We start from the raw sequence: 23,174 nt of genomic DNA, 5'->3' as shown, positions 1-23,174 counted from the left end.
TTGCAGCGATTGTGTCGATGAGGGCGGGCACGCTCTGTCGGGCATGCCCTAGAACCCTGTAGGACGATGCCGATATGCGTGTCAGCGGACGCCGACTTTTGCTCACTGCATGAACCAGCCATGGCTGACCACCAGCGACTGGCCGGTCAGCGCATTGGTGGGGAAAGCGGCGAACATCAAGGCCACCTGGGCCACGTCCTGCGTGGTGGTGAACTCGCCATCCACCGTCTCCTTGAGCATCACGTTCTTGATGACCTCTTCTTCGGTGATGCCCAGGGTCTTGGCTTGTTCGGGGATCTGCTTGTCCACCAAAGGCGTGCGCACAAAGCCGGGGCAGATCACGTTGGCACGCACCTGGTGCTTGGCCCCCTCTTTCGCCACGACCTTGGCCAGGCCGACCAGGCCATGCTTGGCCGTGACATAAGGCGCCTTCAACATCGAAGCCTCCTTGGAATGCACCGAACCCATGTAGATGACCGAGCCGCCACGGCCGGCCGCGTACATGTGCTTCAGGCACGCCTTGGTGGTCAGGAAGGCGCCGTCCAGGTGGATGGCCAGCATCTTCTTCCAATCGGCGAACTCGAACTCCTCGACCGGGTGCACGATCTGCACACCCGCGTTGCTGATGAGGATGTCCACCGCGCCGAATCGGTCCACCGTGGCTTGCACGGCCTGGTTGACCTGGTCTTCCTGGGTCACGTCCACGGCCACGCCGATGGCCTGCGCCCCACTGGCCACCAACTCGGCGGCCGTCGCATCGGCCGCCGCCTTGTTCAGGTCCGCGATCACGACCTTGGCGCCTTCTTTGGCAAACAAGGTGGCGATCTCTTTGCCAATGCCACTGGCCGATCCGGTGATGAAGGCTGTCTTGTCTTTGAGCAACATGTGAGTGTCCCGTGAAGAGTGAGGTTGAAGCAGGTGCACAACAGATTAATCCCCTTTGAATACCCAACCTGTCGGCGTTGTCTGACAACAGGCTGTGGCGTTGACTGATGCCGGCCCGCCATACCCCCACCTATTCTGAGATCACCGGTTGACACCTCCAGTCGTCAAACCCTCAGACCCATTGAACACGGAAGGAACGCCCATGAACCACCAACTCATCCTGATCGCCCCACTGACCGCCGGCCTGCTGGCCCTGGCGGCTTGCGACAACAAAACGCCCACCACCGAAACGGCGGGGCAGAAGCTGGACGGCGCCATTGCCACCACTGAACAGAAGACCGACCAGCTCAGGGCCGACGCCAAGGTGAACGCGGCCGAAGCCAAAAAGGACACCTCTGAGGCCCTGAGCGACGCTGCCATCACCACCCGCGTGAATGCGCAGCTGGCGGCCGACCCCGCGCTCAGCGCCATCAAGATCGACGTGGACACCAGCAATGGCCGCGTCCGCTTGAGCGGCACCGCACCCGATGACCAAGCGCGCGACCGCGCCACCACCATGGCCTCCGCCGTCAGTGGTGTGGTCAGCGTGGACAACCAATTGAAGGTCGAGAAGAAGTCCTGATCCCTCATTGACCGCAGCCCACACCGCTGCACAACCAGGAGCACCTCATGCTGCACTACGCCGTTGTCTTTTTCGTGATCGCAATCATCGCGGCCCTGTTTGGTTTTGGTGGCATTGCCGCCAGCGCTGCAGGGATCGCCAAATTGCTGTTCGTGGTTTTTGCCGTGCTGGCCGTGGCCAGCTTCCTCGTCAGCCTGATCAAGAAAACCTGACCCCCGTCAGTTGACCTTGCATTGCTGTTGATAACCCTGAAAGGAACTTCCCATGACTACCATCAAGTCCGTCCAACAAAGCGCCTCGCAAGCGGCTGACAACGCCACCCAAACTGCTGACGACGCCATCAAGTCCACGCAGCGCGCCGCCAACAATGCACTCGACAACCTGTCTGACAAAGTGCATCAAGCCAGCGAACAAGCTGCGCCGCTGATTGGCCGTCTGAGCGCCCAAGCTGAAGCACTGAGTCGCAAAACGGTGGACGCTGTGCGCGAGGGCTCCAAGCGCGCTCGCCTGCAGGCCACCAACGCGGCCAACTCCACGGTCAGCTACATCAAGGAAGAGCCCGTCAAGTCGGTCCTGATCGCCGCCGCCGCTGGCGCCGCGCTGTTCGCCATCGCCAGACTGGTGAGCCGCAACCGCGACCGCGTGTAAGCAAAAAGCATGAAACCAGGCCCTGAGGAGTTGTCCACATGATGCGTCCAATTCTTCAACTGATGGCCACCGAGCCAGAGCTGCTGACCGACCATTTGCAGTCGTACGCGGAGTTGTTGGGCGAAGAGGTGGGCAGCTTCCAGGGCCAGTTCAAACGCCACTGGATCATGTTCGCGGTGCTGGCCTTGCTGGCCACCGTGACCTTGATCCTTGGGGGCGTTGCACTCATGCTGTGGCTGGTCACACCCCATGCCCAATTGCAGCAGCTTCAAGTGCCCTGGGCACTGTGGCTGGTGCCATTGGGCATGGGGGCGTTTTGCGCCATCATTGCCGTGATCATGAAACAAGAAGAGCGCACACCCGGCTTCCAGGTGCTGCGCCAGCAAATCGCGGCCGACTTGGCCATGCTCAAGCAAGCGACCTCCTCATGAGCAAACAAGCCCGTCCACCCTTGCCGGCCGAAATCCGCCTGGCACAGTCTCGCGAACGCATCCGCCTGTGGCTGACGCCGCCTGAGGATGACGACACCGACGATGAGGCATCGTCTGGCAGTGCTCTGCCCGAACAACTTCAGGCCTGGATGCGCGAGTTGCGCGAACACCCCATTTTCTCGTCCACCTTCAACGCCTTGCATGGCTGGTGGGAAAGCCACCCCTGGCGGCCCGCCACCCATCTGGCAGGCGGCTTGTTCAAGGAAGCGCTCCAGCCCCTGGCCTCCAAACATCCTCTGGGCTTGGTGCTGGTGGCTGCCGCGATCGGTGGCTCGCTGGTCTGGTTCCGACCAGGACGCGGCTTGGTCAAATCACTGCTGCTCAAGGGCGTGGTTTCGCAATCCGTGTTGGGCCTGGCCAAGCAACCCTTTGTGGGCACACTGGCCAACAGCGTGATCAGCTGGATGCACCAGCTGTCCACCCCCCGTCAACGCTCTTCTTCCTGAACAAGCAAAGCAAAGCGCCTGCACCATTCAAACGGTGCAGGCGCTTTGCTTTGCCTGGCCGGGGAGGCCCCGAAGGGGCCGCCTCACTTACTTCTTGTAGTGAGCCTTGGCGTTGTCCATGCAGGCGGACTTGGCATCACCCGACAGGGCATCGCACTTTTCCTTGGCCACCTTGTAATCGGCGCCCATCTTGTCTTCAACGGCATCCTTGGAAGCATCGCCCACTTCCTTGTTCAGCTTGGCTTCGGCCTTGGCCTTCGTTTCAACGGCCTTGGCTTCCTTCACGCAGACGTCCTTGTCATTGCCAGTCTTGTCATCGCACTTTTCCTTGGCCACGTCGTAAGCTGTTTCAGCCTTCACGTCGGCCAGGTGCTTGCGATCGCTGGCCTTGCCGGTGTAGTTGTATTCCAGCTCAGCCTTGGTGACCTTTTCCTTGGCCTTCGCTTCGGCCACGCAGATGTCCTTGGCGTTGTCGGTCATCTTGTCACAGGCTTCCTTGTCGGCCTTGTAGGTGGCGGTGGCGGCGTCCTTGCCAGCACGGTAGTCGGCCTTGGTGATCGTGCCGGCTGCGTTCGCATACGACACAGCGCTCAGACAGGCGGCCAGAACAGCGGCTTGGATGGTGGTGGTTTTAGACATGGTGAATTCCTTGCGAGTAGTTAAGTTATGACCCGCCGTTTCCGACAGGCTGAACGCCAGTGTCCAAAAGTGGCCGCATTTCCCCAACCGGACGGTGCCGCAAGCTCGCGTAGTTTTTGTCCTACGCAAACGGAGACCTGGGTGACCTCGTCTTGAAGCTGTAGGTGGGCTCCTACAAACAGCTAGGAGATCTTCCAATGGCGCGCCCCATGGGCAAGGGCGATAATTCAAAACAACGGAAGGTCTCTCGAGGTGGCGTGCACACGAGTTTCATCACCCGTGCTGAGACGACACTTCACACACCGCACCCACAGACCGAGCAGTCCATGACGCCCCTGAAAGCCTTCATTGTTGAAGACAGCCCGGTGATTCGCGAAAACCTCATCGCGACACTGGAAGAGATGGTGTCGCTGCAAGTGGTGGGCACGGCCGAAGACGAGGCCCATGCTGTGGCCTGGCTCAACGACGGCAACAATGCTTGCGACCTGGTCATTGTCGACATCTTCATCAAACGGGGATCAGGGCTGGGCGTGTTGCAAAAAGCCGGTTCAGGGCGCTCGGCGCGCAAGCACGTGGTGCTCAGCAACTACGCCACGCCCGACATGCGCCAACGCTGCCTGGAACTGGGCGCCGACCAGGTCTTTGACAAATCGAACGAGATCGACCACCTGATCGACTACTGCGTGGCCTTGGTCAACCGCGACGCTCACTGACACCGATCACTGGATCAAGCCGTTCTTGAGCGCGTAATAGGTCAGGTCGCTGTTCGAGGCCAGGTTCATTTTTTCCATGACACGCGAGCGGTAAGTGCTCACGGTCTTCACGCTCAGGGACATGCTGTCGGCCATGTGGCCAATGGTTTCGCCCTTGGCCAGCCGCAAGAACACCTGGAACTCGCGTTCAGACAGCTGTTCATGCAGTGATTTCTCAGGGTCACCGCCCAGGCCATCGGCCAGCATCTCGGCCACGCCCGCGGTGATGTACTTGCGGCCACGGAACACGGTGCGGATGGCCTTGACGATCTCTTCGGGGTCGCACTCTTTGTTGAGGTAACCACTGGCGCCCTGCCGCAGCAGGGTCAAAGCGTAATGCTCTTCGGGGAAGCCACTGAGGATCAGCACTGGCAGGTCGGGCGCGCGAGCACGGATGGCGGCCAGCGCATCGACGCCGCTCTGGTCGGGCATGGACAGGTCCATCACCAGCACGTCGACGTCGCCCGCGCGCACCAGCTCCAGGGCCTCCCGGCCTGTGGAGGCTTCGCCCGTCACCTTCAGGTCGACCTGATCGGAGAAGAACTGGCGCAGTCCGGCGCGAACGATGGCGTGGTCGTCAATGATGGCAATTCGAATCATGGTCGACGGTCGATCAGTTGGAAGTAGGATGTCCATGATGATAAGCCTGACACAGATCAAACGCAGCGCCTACGCTTTTCCCTTGGCGGCATTGGCCGCGCTGGCGATGCTGTTCATCAGCGAGACCTCATATTGGCAGGCCACGGACTCGATGGACGACATGGGCATGATGGCCCAGGCTCGCACACAGATCAACACCTTGCTGCGCCGGCTGGTGGATGCAGAAACCAGCCAGCGCGGCTACCTGCTGACCAGCCGCAAGGAATACCTGACCCCGCTGAACGGCGCCATCGATGACAGCAACGCCGCCCTCAAATGGCTGGTGCAGTACTACGCCAAAGACGCAGCCAACCAGAAAAGTGCCCAGGAGCTGCAAGTCCTGACGCAACGCAAGCTGGGCGAGGTGGCCATCACCCTGCGCCTGCACGACGAAGGCAAGGAAGAGGCCTGGCGGGCCATGGTGCTGTCCAACATCGGCCAGCAGGACATGGAGTCAGTGCGTTCCGTGGCCACGCGCTTGCTGCAAGGCGAAACCACCAAGGTCACCGCCGGGCGCGAAGACGTGCACAACACCTTGATGCTCAACCGCATCGGCGTGGCCGCCATGACTGCCATCAGCTTCCTGGCCCTGACCATGTTCCTGGCACAGACCAACGCGCTCAATGCCCAGCGCCTGGCCCAGAGCCAGGCCATCCAGGCCGAGCGCGACCAGCTGGAGTTCGAGGTCAAGCGGCGCACCATGCACCTGACTGACCTGACCCGCTATTTGCAGACCATCCGCGAGGACGAGCGAGGCCGCCTGGCCCGCGAACTGCACGACGAGCTGGGCGCCCTGCTGACCGCCGCCAAGCTGGACGCCGCCCGCATCAAGTCACGTCTGGGGCCGGAGCTCACGCCCGAGTTGGCCGAGCGCATTGCACACCTCAACGACAACCTCAACGAAGTGATCGCGCTCAAGCGCCGCATTGTGGAAGACCTGTGCCCCTCATCCTTGAGCACCCTGGGCCTGGTGGCCGCCCTGGAGATCCAGTCGCGCGAGTTCGCCACGCGCTCGGGCCTGCAGGTCGATTGCCATCTCAACGCCGTGAGCCTGAGCCCCTCGGCCGCGCTGACGGTGTACCGCCTGGTGCAAGAGGCCTTCACCAACATCGCCAAATACGCCAAGGCCAAAACAGTGACCGTGGACCTGGACACCCAGGACGGCCGGGCCTGCGTCACCGTCAGGGATGACGGCGTGGGGTTCGACCCTTCGCAGCAACCCAGCTCGGCTCATGGCCTGCTGGGCATGCGCTACCGCGTCGAGGCCGAAGGCGGTGAGCTGGTGCTCGAGTCATCGCCCGGACAAGGCACGCGCATCGGCGCCACGGTGCCCCTGGCCCAAACCAGCTGAAATCAGCTGAACACCCCCTTCGACGACAGTTCGACGGGGCGTCGTCCTACATGGGAATGCGCGGAACGCTGATGTCTGCCTTGATCGTGGAAACCTAAAGTTTCTACATCGACAGACCTCAATTTCCTGGAGATTGCCATGCTGAAGTGGGCACTGATCTTTGCACTGATTGCCTTGGTGGCCGGCCTGTTCGGGTTCACCGGCATCGCCGCCAGCGCCGCCGGGATCGCCAAGTTCTTGTTCGTGCTGTTCCTCGTCTTGTTCATTGTCGTCGTCGGCCTGGCCTTGCTGGGCATCGGCGCGGTCAAGAAATAGCCAAGACGATTCAATTTTGTTTCCAGTCCCAAAAAGGAGAATTTCCATGTTTTTCAACAAACGCACCGCCGCTGTCCTGGCTCTGGCCGCCTCTTCCCTGATCATCATCCCCGGTTGCGCCGTGACGCGCGACCAGTCCACGATGGGCGAGTACATCGATGACGCCGCCATCACCACCAAGATCAAGGCCAAGTTCGTGGACGCCAAGTCGGTGGACGCTGCCTCGATCAAGGTCGAAACCTTGAACGGCACCGTGATGTTGTCCGGCTTCGCCAAGAGCCAGAACGAGAAGGATTCCGCCGCCGCCATCGCCCGCGATGTCAAGGGCGTGAAGTCGGTCAAGAACGAAATCGCTGTTCGTCCTTGATTTGAAAACCTGAAGAAACGTGGCGTCATCCTGACCAGCTTCAGGGTGACGCCGCCATGACAGGGAGGATGCCCATGCAATCGAACCCCCACGACCTGGACGGTGTCGACTTGTGGTTTTTCGGTGGCACACCGGGGCCCGATGACCTGGACGAGGCCTGCACCCTCGGCCAACGCTGCAACACGCCGATTGATGAAGATGACACCAGGATCGCTTCATTTGCGCACCGATGTCATTGCGGCCAGCGCGCTTCGCGATTCGCCCGCGCCGCCAAGGTGATTCAACCGCCGTCCATCCAAGAACAGGATTGCCTGATGGCAGTTCATGTTTGAGCTGCGTCAAACCGTGCAAGAAAAGAAGTTGCGAATCGTTCGCATTTGAATCTAGAATGGGCAGATGAACGCTGCTCACGCCACACCTGCCTCTTCGTCCCTCACCCTGGACACGCTGCCTGTGCGTGCGGTGGCCATCATCCGTGACATCCGCACCGCCACCAAAGATGGCGCCGCCCTCAAGCGTCGCCTGATGGAACTGGGCTTCGTGCCCGGCGAGCGGGTTGAGGTTTTGCGACGCGTCTTCGCTGGCAGCGGCCCACTGGCGGTTCGCGTGGGCACCAGCACCTTTGCCATGCGCACCCTCGAATCCTCTCTGATCGAAGTGGTCCAGGCCTGATCTTCGAACCGGCAGTTCCGTCATGTCCGATGCGGCCTTTGCGCCTGTCCCCACCTCTCCCTTGACCGCCCCGCTGATTGCCCTGGTGGGCAATCCCAATTGCGGCAAGACCGCCCTGTTCAATCGGCTGACCGGTGCGCGCCAGAAGGTCGGCAACTACGCAGGCGTGACGGTGGAGCGCAAGGAAGGCCAGTTCGTGTCGCCCGCCGGCCAGACCTGGCGCGTGCTCGACCTGCCCGGCGCCTACAGCCTGCTGCCTGCCACCCCTGACGAAGCCATCACCCGCGACGTGATCGCCGGCACGCGGGCGGGCGAGGCCAGCCCGGTCGGCCTGGTCTGCGTGGTCGATGCCACCAACCTGCGCTTGAACCTGCGCATGGTGCTGGAGCTGCAATCGCTTGACGCGCCCATGGTCCTGGTCATCAACATGATGGACCTGGCCCGCAAACGCGGCATCCACATTGATGTGGCCAGGCTGCAGGATGAATTGGGCGTGCCCGTGATCGAAGCCGTGGCCGTGAAGGCTGGCGGCGAGCAAGCCTTGCTGACGCAGCTGGACCGGCTGGACTGGACCCGCCTGCCCAGCCAGCCCGCCATCCGCCCGGTGGAGCGCATCGCCGCCATCCCGGTTGAAGCCACCCACCAGCGCGTGAGCGAGTTGCTGTCGCGTTGCGTGGTGATGCCCGCCGCCGGCCCCAGCCTCACGGCCCGGCTGGACCACTATGCCTTGCACCCGGTGCTGGGCCCCGTGATCCTGGCCGTGTTGATGTTCCTGGTCTTCCAGGCCGTGTTCAGCTGGGCCGCCACCCCCATGGAACTGATCGACACCAGCGTGGGTGCGCTGGGTGAATGGGTGGGCGCCCACATGGGCGAAGGCATGCTGCGCGGCCTGCTGGTCGACGGCATCATCAGCGGCGCAGGCAGCGTGCTGGTGTTCCTGCCCCAGATCCTGATCCTGTTTTTCTTCATCCTGGCCCTGGAAGACTCTGGCTACCTGCCCCGCGCCGCCTTTCTGCTGGACCGGGTCATGGGCAGCGTCGGCTTGTCAGGCCGCGCCTTCATCCCCTTGCTGTCCAGCTTTGCCTGCGCCATCCCCGGCATCATGGCCACGCGCACCATTGCCAACCCGCGCGACCGCCTGGTCACCATCCTGATCGCCCCCTTGATGACCTGCTCGGCCCGACTGCCGGTGTATGCGCTGCTGATCGCCGCTTTCATCCCCAGCCGGACCGTGGGCGGCATCTTCAACCTGCAGGGCCTGGTGCTGTTTGCACTTTACGCCGCGGGCATCCTGGCCGGCTTGATCGTGGCGCTGGTGCTCAAGCTGTTCATGCGCCAGTCGCATGCGCAACCCTTGCTGATGGAATTGCCGGACTACCACTGGCCGCACCTGCGCAACCTGGCCTTGGGTTTGTGGGAGCGGGCGCAGATTTTCATATCGCGCGTGGGCACCATCATCCTGGCGCTGATGGTGATCCTGTGGTTCCTGTCCACCTACCCGGCCCCGCCGCTGGACGCCACCGGCCCCGCCATCGAATACAGCCTGGCGGGTATGGCTGGGCGCGCGCTGCAGGTGATTTTTGAGCCCATCGGTTTCAACTGGCAGATCTGCATCGCGCTGGTGCCAGGCCTGGCCGCGCGCGAAGTGGCGGTCAGCGCCCTGGGCACGGTCTACGCCATGTCGCAAACCGGCGATGCCCTGTCGGGCGCCCTGACCACCGTGATCGGTCAGGCTTGGTCGCTGCCCACAGCCCTGTCGCTGATGACCTGGTATGTGTTCGCGCCGCAATGCTTGTCCACCATGATCGTGGTCAAGCGTGAAACCAACGGCTGGGCCGTGCCACTGGCCATGACCGCCTACCTGTTCGTGCTGGCCTACGCCGCGTGCTGGGTGGTCTACCGCCTGGCGCTGGCCTGGGGAGCCTGAGACATGAACGGCAGCCCGCTCTGGCAGGAACTGGTGGCCTTGGGCGCCGTGCTGGCGGCCGCCATCTACCTGGGGCGCCGTTGGTGGCCCGCCCTGGCCTCGCTGCTGGGCCTCAAAACCAAGGCTGGCACCACAAAGGCCGCCTGCGGCCAGGGGGGCGGGGCGTGCAAGCAATGCGGGTCAGCGGGCGCCACGCCCCAACGAGACCACCGCATCACCATCGTCCGACGCCGCCAATAACCCCCGCCGGGGCATGGCAACCCCCTGCCTTAGGGGTGTGCATACCTTGCAATGGGGGGTGACAGCCCGACAAAGCGGGCTATACACTTGGCTCCAACAACTTCATATCAGGTTTTCTACCAATCCTATGCGCCCCCTGTTTGCCATCGCACCACTGGCTCTGGCGTTCGTCCTCCTCGGGCCGACCACAACAGACGCCTCGTCCGCCGCCAGCCCCTCGCTGGCCGCGAAGGTGTGGCAACTGATTTTTGACCGGGATGTCACTCCCGCCCAGGTCAAACCAGCGGGCAACCTGGCCACGACGACCTCGGCCCTGGCCCAGTAAGCCAACTTGGCACTACACTAGGCCCTGCTCCGGGGTGTGCCTCGCGATGAAACTCTGTTCGTCGCGCTGCGCTGAGATGGTCCAAGACCGAACCCGCTGAACTTGATCCGGCTCATACCGGCGAAAGAAGAGCTGTACCTGATGAGGACCTCGCCTGCCAAGGCCCAGGGTCCCCGACGATGGAAGCATTCCGTCTCGCCCAGGCACCCCTCGGAGCATGTGATCACCACTGCCACCCGAGGACCCGCCCATGAACGCTCCCGATCCTGCTGTCACCCTGGCCAGCTTCAGCGAACTCACGCGCCTGACGCGCGAACCCCTGCCCGCGTCCCGCAAGATCTACGTGGAAGGCAGCCAGCCTGGCGTGCGCGTGCCCATGCGCGAGGTCTCGCTGACCAATGGCGAAGCGGTCACCTTGTACGACTGCTCCGGTCCTTACTCCGACCCCACCGTCGAGATCGATGTGACGCGCGGCCTGCCCCCCGTGCGCGAGGCCGCCATCCTGGCGCGTGGCGACACCGAGCCTTACCCCGGCCGCAGCATCCAGGCCGTGGACGATGGCCTCAAGCCCGATGAGCGACACGACGAACGCATGGCCGCCCTGCGCCAAGCCGCCGCCGCTTTGCAACGCACACCGCGCCGCGCCAAGTCCGGCCACAACGTCACGCAGATGCACTATGCACGCAAGGGCATCATCACCCCTGAGATGGAATACGTGGCCATCCGCGAGAACCAGCGCCGCCTGGAGATGGCCGATGGCGTGGGTGATTGGCGCACCGCGTACAGCCAGGATGCCGAGCGCGAAACGCGCCTGCGCGGCAACCCCATGGGCGCCATGATCCCGCGCGAGATCACGCCCGAGTTCGTGCGCTCGGAAGTGGCTAGAGGCCGCGCCATCATCCCGGCCAACATCAACCACACCGAGCTGGAACCGATGGCCATTGGCCGCAACTTCCTGGTCAAGATCAACGCCAACATCGGCAACTCGGCGGTCACGTCGAGCATTGAAGAAGAGGTTGAAAAACTGGTGTGGGCGATCCGCTGGGGCGCCGACAACGTGATGGACCTGTCCACCGGCAAGCACATCCACACCACGCGCGACTGGATCGTGCGCAACAGCCCCGTGCCCATCGGCACCGTGCCCATCTACCAGGCATTGGAAAAGGTGGGCGGCGTGGCCGAGGACCTGACCTGGGCCATCTACCGCGATACGCTGATCGAGCAGGCCGAACAAGGCGTGGACTACTTCACCATCCACGCCGGTGTGCGTTTGCCCTTCATCCACCTGACGGCGGGGCGGCGCACGGGCATCGTGTCGCGCGGGGGCTCGATCCTGGCCAAGTGGTGCATCTCGCACCACAAAGAGAACTTCCTGTACACGCACTTCGAAGAGATCTGCGAGATCATGAAGGCCTACGACGTGAGCTTCTCGCTGGGCGATGGCCTGCGCCCGGGCTCGTTGAGCGATGCCAATGACGAAGCGCAATTCGCCGAGCTGCGCACCCTGGGCGAGCTGACGCAGATCGCCTGGAAGCACGATGTGCAGACCATGATCGAAGGCCCCGGCCACGTGCCCATGCACCTGATCCAGGCCAACATGGACGAGCAGCTCAAGACCTGCCACGAAGCGCCTTTCTACACGCTGGGCCCGTTGACCATCGACATCGCGCCAGGTTATGACCACATCGCTTCGGCCATCGGTGCCGCGATGATCGGCTGGATGGGCACGGCCATGCTCTGCTACGTGACACCCAAGGAGCACCTGGGCCTGCCCAACCGCGACGACGTCAAGCAGGGCCTGATCGCCTACAAGATCGCCGCCCACGCGGCGGATGTGGCCAAGGGGCACCCGGGCTCGCGGGCCCGTGACGATGCGCTTTCGCAAGCACGCTTCGACTTTCGCTGGCAGGACCAGTTCAACCTGGGCCTGGACCCGGAAACGGCGCGCGATTTCCACGACGAGACCTTGCCCAAGGACGCCTCCAAGGTAGCGCACTTCTGCTCGATGTGCGGCCCCAAGTTCTGCTCGATGAAAATCACGCAGGAGGTGCGCGAGTTCGCGGCGGCACAAGGTGTGGCCGACGGCGATGCCATCACCCAGGGCATGCAGGCCAAGTCCGCTGAGTTCAAGCAGGTGGGTGGCGAGCTGTACATCCCCATCAAGTCCGTGGCACCACAGGCCTGAAGGGCACCCGCACCATGCAAAGCTTGAGCATCGGCATCGCAGGCGCGGGCCTGCTGGGCCGGCTGGTGGCCTGGACGCTGGCGCATGCCGGCCACCGGGTCAGCGTGTTCGACCCGGCGGCGGGCCCTGCTCCCAGCTTTGATGGCCAAGGCGCGGCCGGCTTCACCGCGGCTGGCATGCTCAGCCCGCTGGCCGAGCGCGAGACTGCCGATGCCGACCTGGCCCAACGCGGTTGGCAATCCATCGACCGCTGGCAAGCCATCACTGATCGGCTCGGCCAAGCCCAGCCAGGTCAGCCCAAGTTGTTTGAGCGGCAAGGCAGCTTGCTGGTGGCCCACGGCAGTGACCAGGGCGCGGCCCGCCGGGTGCTGGCCCGACTGGTCGATGGGACGACATCGCCTTCAAGCCCCGAGGCGCAACCCCAGGCCCTGGACATCGCCGCCCTGGTGCAACTTGAGCCCTCGCTGCACAGCACCATGGGCCGCCTGCACGCCTGGCTGCTGGCCGGCGAAGCCCACATCGACACGGTGCGCACCTTGCAGTGCCTGCACGATGATGCCCCGGCCGTGACCTGGCATTGGGCGCAAGCCGTGTCAAACATCACCCCTGGTCACCTGGACGGCCGGCCGTTCGACTGGGTGTTCGACCTTCGCGGCGTGGGCGCCAAGACCACTTGCGCAGTGCGTGGCGTGCGCGGCGAGATGGTCTGGCTGCACGCCCCCGGCCTGGGCTTGAAGCGACCCGTGCGCCTGCTGCACCCGCGCCACCGCGTCTATGTCGTGCCGCGCCCGGGCGACGTGGTGCTTGTGGGCGCCAGCGAGATCGAGACCGAAGACCGCTCGCCCATGTCCTTGCGCAGCGCGGTCGAACTGATGGCCGCCGCCCACAGCGTGCTGCCCGCCCTGGCCGAAAGCCGCATCGTGCGCCTGGATGTCAACCTGCGCCCCGCCCTGCCCGACCACCGGCCCGAGTGCCATGTCGAGCCTGGCCTGGTCCGCATCAACGGCCTGTACCGGCATGGCTGGTTGCTGGGCCCGTCCCTGGTGGACGAGGCCTTGGGCCAGACTGGCCTGCTGACGCCCACACCCATTGAAGGATGAACCAAGCATGAGCTTCATCACCGTGCACACCGACCAAGGCGCCCAGCAGTTGCCCACCGGCAGCACCGTGGCCGACCTGCTGGCCCACCTCCACCAGTCACACCGCCTGGACGACAACGCTGTGGCCACCGCCGTCAACGGCGAGTTCGTGCCGCGCAGCGAACGCGCGCAACACGCCTTGCACGACGGCGATGCGGTGCTGTGCTTCACCGCCATCACAGGAGGCTAGAGATGGAACCCCCACGCTCATTGCATTCGCTGCCTGCCGCCACCTGGCGCATTGGCGACACACCACTCACCAGCCGCTTCCTGCTGGGCACCGCCGGCTACCCGTCGCCCCAAACCTTGCGCGAAGCCATCGTCGCCAGCGGCAGCCAGGTGCTCACGCTGGGCCTCAAGCGCACCCTGGCCGTGCAGGGTGGCGATGACAACGGCTTCGTCGACATCATCAAAACCACGGCCCGCGAGCAAGGTGCCCACCTCTTGCCCAACACCGCCGGCTGCCGCAGCGCCCGTGAGGCCATCACCCTGGCGCACATGGCGCGCGAGCTGCTGGGCACCCACTGGGTCAAGCTGGAAGTGGTGGGCGACGAGCAGACCCTGCAGCCCGACCCGTTCGAGCTGGTCGCTGCCGCGCGCCAACTGGTCAGCGATGGCTTTGAGGTGCTGCCTTACTGCACGGATGACCTGGTCACCTGCCAACGCCTGGTCGATGCGGGCTGCCGCGTGCTGATGCCCTGGGGTGCCCCGATCGGATCGGGCCTGGGCCTGCTCAACCCCTGGGCCTTGCGGACTTTGCGCGCACGCCTGCCCCACACCACCCTGATCGTCGATGCTGGCCTGGGTGCCCCCTCGCACGCCACGGCCGCGATGGAGCTGGGCATGGACGCCGTCCTGCTGAACTCGGCGGTGGCGCACGCGGTGGACCCGGTGCGCATGGCCACGGCGTTTCGCCACGCGGTCCAGGCCGGACGCACCGGCTTTGAAGCTGGCCTGATGCCCACCAGCGATGTGGCCGTGGCCACCACGCCCGTGGGCGGACAACCCTTCGTGCTCTTGTGATGCCCATGACCGACCACCCGCCCATCATCTGGAGCATCGCCGGCCATGACAGCAGCGGCGGCGCCGGCCTGAGCGCCGACCAACGCGCGGCCGATGCCTTCGGGGTGCACCTGTGCCCGGTGGTCGCCGCCGTGACAGCGCAAAACTCGCAAGGCGTGCAGGCCGTGGTGCCGGTGGATGCCAGCACCCTCGAGGCCCAGCTCGCGGCGCTGGCCTTGGACCTGCCACCCCGCGTCATCAAGACCGGCCTGCTGGGCAGCGTGGCTGCAATCAAAGCGGTGGCACGCTGGGTCGATCACTTGCGCGCCGCCACGCCATCAGGCCAAGACCCCCACCGGCAACTGGCCTTGGTCGTTGATCCCGTGCTGGGCGCCTCGGCGGGCGGGGCCGCCTTCGCCGATCCGGCCCTACTGACCGCCTACCGCAAGTTCCTGATCCCCCGTGCCACGGTGATCACGCCCAATCGCCTGGAAGCTGCGCGCCTGCTGGCCTGGCCTCAGGCCAGCCACGGTGTGGACACCGGCCACGTGCCCGACATGGCCCGGCAGTTGCAACAACTTGGCGCACGCGGCATCGTCATCACCGGTGGCGATGCCTCGGCCCTCGGGGCGACCGCATCCACCATGGGCCAGGTGATTGATTGGCTGCTGGCGCCACAAGCCACGGGCTGGTTGTCGGCCACCCGGGTCGACACCATGCACGGCCACGGCACCGGTTGCACCTTCGCCAGCGGGGTGGCGGCCGCCTTGGCCCTGGGCCATGTCGAGGCCGATGCCGTGGTGCTGGCCAAGATGCTCACGCACCATGCGCTGGGCCGTGGGCGTGCCGCCGGGCAAGGCGCGGGGCCGGTGGTGGCGGGCCCGGGCTTCGCCGCTGGCCCTCGCCACGGCGGTGCGCCCTTGCCCTGGCTGGGCCTGGACGAGCAACTGCCCTGGGCACTGCAAGGCACGCGCTTTGCGCCTTTCACCGCGCCGGCCGATGGCCTGTACGGCATCGTCGACAGCGCCGACCGCATCAAGGACGGTGTGAGCGCCGGCCTGCGCCTGCTGCAGTTGCGCCGCAAGCTGAAGGGGGCTGATCTAGGCCAGCAACTGGCCAGCAGCCTGGATGCCTGTGCATCGGCACAAGCCACGCTTTACGTCAACGACCACTGGCGCGAGACCCTGGCCTTGAACGTGCGGCCCGACGTGTCGCTGGGCCTGCACCTGGGCCAGGAAGACCTGCTGGCACTGAGCCCGCCAGACCAGGCCTTGCTGCGCCAGCACAGCGGGCGCTTGCAACTGGGTCTCAGCTCGCACAGCCTGTGGGAACTGGCGCGCGCGGCCGGTTGCGGCGCCAGCCTGATCGCCTGTGGGCCGGTCTTGCCCACCACCACCAAGGACATGCCCTGGCGACCGCAAGGCCCTGACAACCTGTGTTGGTGGGTGGCTTACAGCCCCGCGCCCGTGGTGGCGATTGGCGGCCTGCTGACCGCGGAAAATGTTGAGCAGGCGGCCCGTTGTGGCCCCGCCGCCGTGTGCGTGGTGCGTGGCCTGGGCAGCACTCTGGCACAAACGCAAGCCGCTTTGCCAGCCTTGCAAAAGGCGGTGGCCGCAGGGCGGCAGACACAGCAAAACCACGCCCTGCCCCTGCCCCACCCGGTGCTTTAACTCAAACCCGCTCCAGCACCACCGCGATGCCTTGGCCCACGCCAATGCACATGGTGACCAGGGCATGGCGCCCGCCAATGCGGTGCAACTGGTTCACCGCCGTCAGGGCCAGCCGCGCCCCCGAAGCGCCCAAGGGGTGCCCCAGCGCGATGGCCCCGCCATTTGGATTGACGCGCGGATCGCCATCGTGCAGGCCCCACTGGCGCATCACCGCCAGGCCCTGCGCGGCAAAGGCTTCGTTCAATTCGATCACGTCCATCTGGTCGATGCTCATGCCCAGCCGGGACAGCAGCTTGAGCGAGGCAGGTGCCGGGCCGATGCCCATGATGCGCGGCGGCACACCGGCCACACCCATGCCCACGATGCGCGCCAGCGGCGTCAGGTGGTGCTCGCGCGCGGCCACCTCCGAGGCCACCAGCAAGGCGCAGGCACCGTCGTTGATGCCCGAGGCATTGCCCGCCGTCACAGTGCCATCGGGCGTGACCACGGGCTTGAGCCTGGCCAGCGATTCAAGGGTGGTCTCGCGCGGGTGCTCGTCTTTCGACACCACGAGGGCATCGCCCTTTTTTTGCGCGATGCTGACCGGTGTGATCTCGGTGTCGAAGAAGCCCGCCAGCTGCGCCGCCACCGCCTTGCGTTGCGAAGCCAACGCGAACAAATCCTGGTCTTCACGGCTCACGGCAAACTCGCGCGCCACGTTCTCGGCCGTCTCGGGCATGGAGTCGATGCCGTGTCTGGCCTGCATCAGCGGGTTCACGAAACGCCAGCCGATGGTGGTGTCAAACGTGGCCACGTTGCGGCTGAAAGCGCTGTCGGCCTTGGCCGTCACGAAAGGCGCGCGGCTCATGTTTTCCACCCCCCCGGCGATCACCAGGTGCGCCTCGCCCGAGCGGATGGCGCGCGCAGCCGTGCCCAGCGCGTCCAGGCCCGAACCGCACAGGCGGTTGATGGTGGCCCCCGGCACATCCATCGGCAGGCCGGCCAGCAAAGCCGCCATGCGGGCCACGTTGCGGTTGTCTTCGCCAGCCTGGTTGGCGCAGCCATAAAGCACGTCGTCGATCAGGGCCGGGTCCAGGTTGGCGTGGCGCGCCAGCAAGGCCCGCAGAGGCACCGCCGCCAGATCGTCGGCACGCACCGACGACAAGGCCCCGCCGTAGCGGCCAAAAGGCGTGCGCAGGCCGTCGCAGATGAAAGCGTCGTTCCGCATCGTTCGTCTCTCCTACAGTTCCTACAGTCCTTCGTCTACCAACCACTGGCGCAGCGTGCGCACCATGTCGCGGTCGTTGTGCAGCCAGGCGTTGTGGCGGTACTCATTGAAGTAGGCCTCTTCGGCCGACAGCTCGCTCAGGCTTTCATACACAAAGCGCAGCACCATCTGGCCGGCCTGGGGCTCTTCGATCGTGATCGTCAGGCGGATGGGGGTGGTGTCGCCATGGGGTTGGGGCGTGAATTCCAGCTTCTGAAAAGCCTCGGTCTGCACCTCGTCCTTCATGGCATTGGCGCCAAAGTTCACGGTGCGTTGGATCACGCCTGGCTCGACCTCGCGCCAGGCGCAGCTGTCCGGCCCCAAGGGAAAGCGCTGCGGCGTGTGCACACGGGCCATCAGGCCGCGCCAAAGCTGTTCGCGCGTGAATGGTGGCACCACGGTCTGGGTGGCCACGCTGGCGGCATTGATCTCGATCAGGTGTTCAAAACGCATGGCCTGAGCTTAGCGCAATGGCCATTCCCGACGCGCCGCTGATCTGACGCAAAAATCGCTGGCGTCAGCCCCTGCCAGTGGTCGATTTTCAGGGCAACCGCCTCTGGCGGGCCGCTTGGCGCTCTCGCCGGGTCTGGCCTACACTGGGGCCTGTTTTGACCGTTTTCGAACTGCTTTGTCCGCAGTCCAGCCCATGCCTTCCAGCACCCTTGCCAACCCCTCGCCCACCCAGACCACCAGCCAGCCGGTTCAATGGCTGCCCAAGGCCGTGCTCAACGCCCATGGCTGCGGCGGCGACTGCACCACGCCGGAAGACGACGCCAACGCCCGCTGGCCCCGCGCCGAGGTGCTGGCCCTGTTCAACCTGCCCTTCAACGACCTGATGTGGCAGGCCCAGCAGGTGCACCGCCAGCATTGGGACGCCAACGAGGTCGAGCACGCCACGCTGCTGTCGGTCAAGACCGGTGGCTGCGAAGAAGACTGCGGCTACTGCCCGCAAGCCGCCCGCTACGACACCGGCGTCAAGGCCAGCAAGCTGATGTCGCCCGAGCAGGTGCGCGATGCCGTCGTGGCTGCCAAGGAAGCCGGTGCCAGCCGCTTCTGCATGGGCGCCGCCTGGCGCGCCCCCAAAGACCGCGACATCGAGAAAGTGGCCGAACTGATCGGCGTGATCAAGGAAGAAGGCCTGGAGGCCTGTTGCACCTTGGGCATGCTGACCGCCCCGCAGGCCGAGTCGCTCAAGAACGCAGGCCTGGACTACTACAACCACAACCTGGACACCGCCCCCGAGCTGTACGGCGACATCATCACCACCCGCGACATGCAGGACCGCCTGGACACGCTCTCGCATGTGCGCTCGGCCAGCATCAAGGTGTGCAGTGGCGGCATCGTCGGCATGGGCGAAACGCGCGAAGGCCGCGCCGGCCTGATCGCCCAACTGGCCAACCTGCCCACGCACCCCGAGTCGGTGCCCATCAACGACCTGGTGCGCGTGCCCGGCACGCCCCTGGCCGACACACCGCCGCTCGACCCGCTGGAGTTCGTGCGCACCATCGCCGTGGCCCGCATCACCATGCCCACGGCGCGCGTGCGCCTGTCGGCCGGCCGCCAACAGATGAGCGAGGCCGTGCAGGCCATGTGCTTCCTGGCCGGCGCCAACTCCATCTTCTATGGCGACAAGCTGCTGACCACCGGCAACCCCGAGGTCGAGCGTGACCGCGCCCTGCTGACCAAGCTGGGCCTGCGCAGCGGCAAGGCCGTCACGGCGCGCATCGAAGCGGCTTGAGGGCATCGGCGGCGGGGGTGACCGCAGCGCCACACCACGCGCGAACTTTCACGCACGGCATGGACCGCGGCACCATAATCACCTGAGCCCCACAGGGTGGTGCAGGAGCGCATTGATGCCGATTTCCCGTCGGAAGCGATTCAGCCTTTGGGCGACGCTGGGTTACGCCGTGTTCGCGGCGTTGTGGATATTCCTGTCTGACCGGGTACTGGCCACCTTCAGTGACGTGACCTCCATCACGCACTACTCCACCCTCAAAGGCTTTCTCTTCATCCTGCTGAGCGCGTTGATGCTCTGGTTCACGCTGCAGCATGTGCCGGACGATACCGAGGCCAGCCTGTACGATCAACCGCCGCCCAAAGGTCCCTTGGCCAGTGTGCTTTGCGGCCTGGCCACGCCCCTGGTGGCCGCCACCATCCAGTGGGCCTTCTGGTCAGCCATCCAGCCCATCGCCCTGCTGCTGTTTTACCCGGCCGTGTTCGCGGCATCGTGGATCGGGGGCGGACTGGCGGGCCTGGTGGCCACCGCGCTGTCGGCCGCGCTGGCCTGGTTCGTCTTCATGTCGGCGCAGAACACCTCGGTGGTGGCCATCGGGGTGTTTTTCGTCATGGGCATCCTCATGAGCCGGGTCATCGAATGGCTGCGGCAAGCGGAGCAGCAGGTGGGCAACAACCGCTTCAAGGCCCTGGTCGAGCAATCGCTGGCCGGCATCTACATTGTTCAAGGCGAGCACCTGCGTTACGCCAACCCCGAGTTCGCGCGGATGATGGGCTATGACCACCCCGAGCAGCTCATGAACAAGGTGCCTTGGCGTGACCTGGTGATGCCCGAAGACCAAGCTGAGGTGGTCAAGCAAATGCAAAGCCGCCTGGATGGCCTGGACCAGGAGTTGCGTCAGGCCTTTTCAGGGCGCCGCCGCGATGGCAGCGCGGTGCAGTTGGAGATCCATGGCCGGGGCGTGCCCACGCCCACCGGCACCGTGGTGATCGGCCTGGCCCTGGACGTGAGCGAGCGGCACCGCACCGAGGCGGCCTTGCTGCGCAGCGAGCAACTGCTGCGCGCCGTGATCGACGGCACCACCGACGCCATTTTCGTCAAGGACCAACGCGGCCGTTACCTCATGGTCAACCAATCGGCCGCCAACTTCCTGGGCCGACCCATCGACCAGACCATCGGCCGCACCGACCACGACCTGTTCTCGCCCGAGTCCGCCGCGCTGATCCTGGCGGGCGACGAAGAGATCAGGCGAAATGGCGTGACCGTCACCACGGAAGACCCTCTGACGATGCGCGACGGGCGCCGATTGACCTTCCTGGTCACCAAGGGCCCTTTGTTCGATGCGCAGGGCCAGACGGCCGGCATGTTTGGCATCGCCCGCGACATCACTGCCAACGTGGCCGTCCAAGAAGCCCTGCGCGAGAAGCAGGCCTTGCTGGACCGCATGAGCACCCTGGCCAAGGTGGGCGGATGGAGCATCGATGTCACCACCATGCAGGGCACGCGCACCGATGGCGCAGCGCGCATCCTGGACCTGGACCCCAGCCTGCCCGAATCGATGTCCATCACGGATGGCCTGCGCTACTTCCAGGGCGACGAGCGCCGCAAGATTTCCGAGACAATGCGCCGCGCTGTCGATCTCTGCCAGTCCTACACCCTGGAGCTGGAACTGGTCAGCGACAAGGGCGTGCGCAAATGGATCCGCAGCCAGGGCGAGCCCATTTTGGAGAATGGCAAGGTGGTTCGCGTGGAAGGCGCCATCCAGGACATCAGCGAAGTGCAGCAGGCCCGGCTGGCCTTGCAGGCGCACCAGGAGCACCTGGAGCAAACCGTGCGGCAGCGCACGGTGGAGCTGGAAACCGCGCGCCAGGAGGCCGAACGCCTGAGCCAGATCAAGAGCGAGTTCCTGGCCAACATGAGCCACGAGATCCGCACGCCGCTCAATGGGGTGCTGGGCCTGGCGCAGATCGGCCACCGCGACCACGGCGGATCGGCCCACCAGATCTTTGCGCAGATCATCGACTCGGGGCGCTTGTTGCTGGGCATCATCAACGACATCCTCGACTTCTCGAAGATCGAGGCGGGCAAGTTGCACATCGAGACCCTGCCGGTCAACCTCAAGGAGTTGCTGTCGCGCGCCACCGCGCAGTTCCAGGACCGCGCGCAGGCCAAGGGCATTGGCTTGCACACGCACTTGAGCCCCGAGCTGCCCGTGCTGTGCAACAGCGACCCTTTGCGGCTGGAGCAGATCCTGTTGAACCTGCTGTCCAACGCGGTCAAGTTCACGATGCAGGGCGAGGTGAGCGTGTCAGCCTCGGCGCGGGATGGGCAATTGGTGCTGACCGTGGCCGACACCGGCATTGGCATGAGCGCCCAGCAATTGAGCGAACTGTTCCGGCCTTTCGAGCAGGCCGATGGGTCCACCACGCGCCAGTACGGTGGCACGGGGCTGGGCTTGTCGATCACCAAGCGGTTGGTGGAAATGCTGGGCGGTGAAGTCCACGCGCGCAGCGAACCCGGGCAAGGCACGCAGTTCGAGGTGGTGCTGCCACTGACTGCCGCGCCCCCTGCTGGGCTGCGCACCCTGTCGGCCAACGAGGGTGCGCCTGCCAGGCCCGACGAAGAACGGGCCGTGCCGCAGGTCGGGCAACGGCTGGCGGGCTTGCGGGTGCTGGCGGCTGAAGACAATCAGGTCAACCAATGGGTGCTGAACGAGTTGCTGCAGATCGAGGGGACGCTGGTCACGATGGTGGACAGTGGTCAGGATGCCTTGGCGTGCCTGGCGAAGAATGGAGAGCAGGCTTTTGACGTGGTGTTGATGGACATCCAGATGCCGGGCATGGACGGCTACGAGACCACGCGCCGCATCAAGGCGATGGCGCCAGATCTGCCGGTGATCGGCCAGACGGCGCACGCCATGGCGGAAGAGCGCGGCAAATGCATGGCAGCGGGGATGGCGGACCTGGTGGTCAAGCCCATCAACCTGGAGGACCTGGTGAAGACGGTTGGGCGCCATGCCAGGGCGCGCGGCGCGACTTAGTGTGCTTTTGGGGGAGCGCGGGGCGAGGGCTGGGCGGGTCTCCGGCAGGGCTTCGTGTTGGCAGTCCCGCTTTTCAAGCGGGACTGCCTTGCGGTGCTCGCGCCGAGGTGATGTCGCCGAAACTCACTTCGCGCCTTCCAGGCGCTGCGTTCAAACATCGGCGACAAGTCAGTTGACGATGCGCGCTTCGCGCGCCCACCTCGCCGCTCCGCTCCTCAGCACCAACAAGCGCCCTGCCGGAGACCCACCCAGCCCTTGTTTCGCCCCGCTGGTGGCCTGCCACGGCCCCATTTCGTGCTGCGCCGCCAGCGGGGTGGATCAACGCTTCTTCGGCACCCAAGCCCAAACCATCTCGCACTGAATCGGCTCACCGCCCGACTCGTCCGTGATGCTGACCGGCACCGTGACTTCACCCTTGTCCTGCGTGCGGATCTGCTGGATCTGATCAGGCCGCAACTGGGCCACGGCCTTCATGTCACCCTGCGCGCGCTTGAGGTAGTCCACCTTCATGGTCTTGATCAGGGGCAGCTTGTCGTCGGGCACATTCATGCCCACGCAAAAGCCGGTGGCGGTCTCGGCCAGCAAGGCCATGGCCGCCGCGTGCAAGCCCTTGATGTGGTTCTGCACCTTGCGCCGATTGCGGATGGTGACCACCACGCGCTCGTTCGATATCTCCTCGAAACGCAGGCCGGCCGAGCCAACCATGGGGACCACATTGCCAAGCATGAAGCTGGTCAGCCAGGGGCGCAAACCGGCGGGCAAGCGCTGGAAGCGGGCGATGTTGCGGCTGAGTTGATTAGGCTTGGTGCTGCTGCTCATGCGGACTCCAGGTGAACAC

General features: G+C 65.0%; 27 protein-coding genes and 1 riboswitch. Of the genes, 21 read left to right on the top strand and 6 right to left on the bottom strand.

The features are described 5' to 3' along the window. Positions 1-102: 102 nt before the first annotated feature. Positions 103-885, bottom strand: a complete 783-nt coding sequence (locus LQ232_RS10690) for a 3-hydroxybutyrate dehydrogenase (RefSeq protein WP_230180305.1) — start codon at positions 883-885, stop codon at positions 103-105. Positions 886-1,087: 202 nt separating this feature from the next. Between LQ232_RS10690 and LQ232_RS10685 the strand changes: the two genes are divergently transcribed. From LQ232_RS10685 to LQ232_RS10665, 5 genes are read left to right on the top strand one after another with little or no spacing between them, the layout of a single operon-like run. Beyond that, positions 1,088-1,507: a BON domain-containing protein gene (locus LQ232_RS10685; protein WP_230180304.1), complete on the top strand. Its 420-nt coding sequence runs from the start codon at positions 1,088-1,090 to the stop codon at positions 1,505-1,507. A 47-nt stretch (positions 1,508-1,554) separates the two neighbouring features. After that, positions 1,555-1,719 carry a DUF1328 domain-containing protein gene (locus tag LQ232_RS10680; protein ID WP_230180303.1) on the top strand — a complete coding sequence of 55 codons (165 nt, stop codon included), beginning with the start codon at positions 1,555-1,557 and terminating at the stop codon, positions 1,717-1,719. A gap of 52 nt (positions 1,720-1,771) precedes the next feature. Then, positions 1,772-2,155, top strand: coding sequence for a hypothetical protein (locus LQ232_RS10675; protein WP_230180302.1), 384 nt, complete (start codon positions 1,772-1,774; stop codon positions 2,153-2,155). 38 nt (positions 2,156-2,193) lie between these two features. Next, positions 2,194-2,586, top strand: coding sequence for a hypothetical protein (locus LQ232_RS10670; protein WP_230180301.1), 393 nt, complete (start codon positions 2,194-2,196; stop codon positions 2,584-2,586). Continuing rightward, complete coding sequence (locus tag LQ232_RS10665; protein ID WP_230180300.1) at positions 2,583-3,092, top strand: hypothetical protein; 510 nt, start codon at positions 2,583-2,585, stop codon at positions 3,090-3,092. The genes LQ232_RS10670 and LQ232_RS10665 overlap by 4 nt, the downstream gene beginning before the upstream one ends. A gap of 87 nt (positions 3,093-3,179) precedes the next feature. Here LQ232_RS10665 and LQ232_RS10660 read toward each other — a convergent pair whose 3' ends face one another. Next, a complete protein-coding gene (locus LQ232_RS10660) occupies positions 3,180-3,731 on the bottom strand; it encodes a hypothetical protein (protein ID WP_230180299.1) in 552 nt (183 codons plus the stop codon). 326 nt (positions 3,732-4,057) lie between these two features. On the opposite strand from LQ232_RS10660, the gene LQ232_RS10655 reads away from it, so the two are divergent. Next, positions 4,058-4,444, top strand: coding sequence for a response regulator transcription factor (locus tag LQ232_RS10655; RefSeq protein ID WP_230180298.1), 387 nt, complete (start codon positions 4,058-4,060; stop codon positions 4,442-4,444). Between the two features lie 6 nt (positions 4,445-4,450). Here LQ232_RS10655 and LQ232_RS10650 read toward each other — a convergent pair whose 3' ends face one another. Beyond that, on the bottom strand, positions 4,451-5,083 hold the full coding sequence (locus tag LQ232_RS10650) for a response regulator transcription factor (RefSeq protein ID WP_230180297.1): 633 nt from the start codon (positions 5,081-5,083) through the stop codon (positions 4,451-4,453). A gap of 28 nt (positions 5,084-5,111) precedes the next feature. Here LQ232_RS10650 and LQ232_RS10645 point away from each other — a divergent pair, with 28 nt between their 5' ends. The 13 genes from LQ232_RS10645 (at position 5,112) to LQ232_RS10585 (ending at position 16,315) form a co-directional block, all read left to right on the top strand. Then, on the top strand, positions 5,112-6,473 hold the full coding sequence (locus LQ232_RS10645; protein WP_230180296.1) for a CHASE3 domain-containing protein: 1,362 nt from the start codon (positions 5,112-5,114) through the stop codon (positions 6,471-6,473). A 138-nt stretch (positions 6,474-6,611) separates the two neighbouring features. Continuing rightward, a complete protein-coding gene (locus LQ232_RS10640) occupies positions 6,612-6,788 on the top strand; it encodes a DUF1328 family protein (protein WP_230180295.1) in 177 nt (58 codons plus the stop codon). A 46-nt stretch (positions 6,789-6,834) separates the two neighbouring features. Continuing rightward, positions 6,835-7,155, top strand: a complete 321-nt coding sequence (locus LQ232_RS10635) for a BON domain-containing protein (RefSeq protein WP_230180294.1) — start codon at positions 6,835-6,837, stop codon at positions 7,153-7,155. 74 nt (positions 7,156-7,229) lie between these two features. Beyond that, the gene (locus tag LQ232_RS10630; RefSeq protein ID WP_230180293.1) at positions 7,230-7,487 is read left to right on the top strand and encodes a hypothetical protein; all 258 of its coding nucleotides are present in this window, start codon (positions 7,230-7,232) and stop codon (positions 7,485-7,487) included. Positions 7,488-7,551: 64 nt separating this feature from the next. Next, positions 7,552-7,827, top strand: a complete 276-nt coding sequence (locus LQ232_RS10625; protein WP_230180292.1) for a FeoA family protein — start codon at positions 7,552-7,554, stop codon at positions 7,825-7,827. A gap of 22 nt (positions 7,828-7,849) precedes the next feature. Next, entirely contained in the window at positions 7,850-9,754 is a 1,905-nt protein-coding gene (locus tag LQ232_RS10620; RefSeq protein WP_230180291.1) for a ferrous iron transporter B, read from the top strand. A gap of 3 nt (positions 9,755-9,757) precedes the next feature. Continuing rightward, a complete protein-coding gene (locus LQ232_RS10615; protein WP_230180290.1) occupies positions 9,758-9,994 on the top strand; it encodes a hypothetical protein in 237 nt (78 codons plus the stop codon). 127 nt (positions 9,995-10,121) lie between these two features. Then, complete coding sequence (locus LQ232_RS10610) at positions 10,122-10,319, top strand: hypothetical protein (RefSeq protein ID WP_230180289.1); 198 nt, start codon at positions 10,122-10,124, stop codon at positions 10,317-10,319. Positions 10,320-10,339: 20 nt separating this feature from the next. Beyond that, a riboswitch (TPP riboswitch) is annotated at positions 10,340-10,465 on the top strand. A gap of 104 nt (positions 10,466-10,569) precedes the next feature. Further along, positions 10,570-12,504, top strand: coding sequence for a phosphomethylpyrimidine synthase ThiC (gene thiC / locus LQ232_RS10605; protein WP_230180288.1), 1,935 nt, complete (start codon positions 10,570-10,572; stop codon positions 12,502-12,504). Positions 12,505-12,518: 14 nt separating this feature from the next. Then, a complete protein-coding gene (locus tag LQ232_RS10600) occupies positions 12,519-13,604 on the top strand; it encodes an FAD-dependent oxidoreductase (RefSeq protein WP_230180287.1) in 1,086 nt (361 codons plus the stop codon). Between the two features lie 7 nt (positions 13,605-13,611). Further along, the gene (thiS, locus tag LQ232_RS10595; protein WP_230180286.1) at positions 13,612-13,833 is read left to right on the top strand and encodes a sulfur carrier protein ThiS; all 222 of its coding nucleotides are present in this window, start codon (positions 13,612-13,614) and stop codon (positions 13,831-13,833) included. A 2-nt stretch (positions 13,834-13,835) separates the two neighbouring features. Continuing rightward, positions 13,836-14,666, top strand: coding sequence for a thiazole synthase (locus LQ232_RS10590; RefSeq protein ID WP_230180285.1), 831 nt, complete (start codon positions 13,836-13,838; stop codon positions 14,664-14,666). 5 nt (positions 14,667-14,671) lie between these two features. Further along, positions 14,672-16,315, top strand: coding sequence for a bifunctional hydroxymethylpyrimidine kinase/phosphomethylpyrimidine kinase (locus LQ232_RS10585; RefSeq protein WP_230180284.1), 1,644 nt, complete (start codon positions 14,672-14,674; stop codon positions 16,313-16,315). A 1-nt stretch (position 16,316) separates the two neighbouring features. Here LQ232_RS10585 and pcaF read toward each other — a convergent pair whose 3' ends face one another. Further along, a complete protein-coding gene (pcaF, locus tag LQ232_RS10580) occupies positions 16,317-17,522 on the bottom strand; it encodes a 3-oxoadipyl-CoA thiolase (protein ID WP_230180283.1) in 1,206 nt (401 codons plus the stop codon). 21 nt (positions 17,523-17,543) lie between these two features. Beyond that, a complete protein-coding gene (locus LQ232_RS10575; protein WP_230180282.1) occupies positions 17,544-18,014 on the bottom strand; it encodes an AtaL-like protein in 471 nt (156 codons plus the stop codon). Positions 18,015-18,207: 193 nt separating this feature from the next. Between LQ232_RS10575 and bioB the strand changes: the two genes are divergently transcribed. Next, entirely contained in the window at positions 18,208-19,299 is a 1,092-nt protein-coding gene (bioB, locus tag LQ232_RS10570; protein WP_371820185.1) for a biotin synthase BioB, read from the top strand. Positions 19,300-19,414: 115 nt separating this feature from the next. Further along, on the top strand, positions 19,415-22,336 hold the full coding sequence (locus LQ232_RS10565) for a PAS domain S-box protein (RefSeq protein WP_230180281.1): 2,922 nt from the start codon (positions 19,415-19,417) through the stop codon (positions 22,334-22,336). A 318-nt stretch (positions 22,337-22,654) separates the two neighbouring features. Here LQ232_RS10565 and LQ232_RS10560 read toward each other — a convergent pair whose 3' ends face one another. Continuing rightward, entirely contained in the window at positions 22,655-23,155 is a 501-nt protein-coding gene (locus LQ232_RS10560) for a DUF4442 domain-containing protein (RefSeq protein ID WP_230180280.1), read from the bottom strand. Positions 23,156-23,174: the final 19 nt, after the last annotated feature.

It is taken from the genome of Aquabacterium sp. CECT 9606 (assembly GCF_918741295.1).
In the GTDB taxonomy this organism is placed as follows: Bacteria; Pseudomonadota; Gammaproteobacteria; order Burkholderiales; family Burkholderiaceae_C; genus Aquabacterium.
The sequence above is the reverse complement of the archived record's forward strand: the minus strand, read 5'-3'. Positions and strand labels throughout refer to the sequence as shown.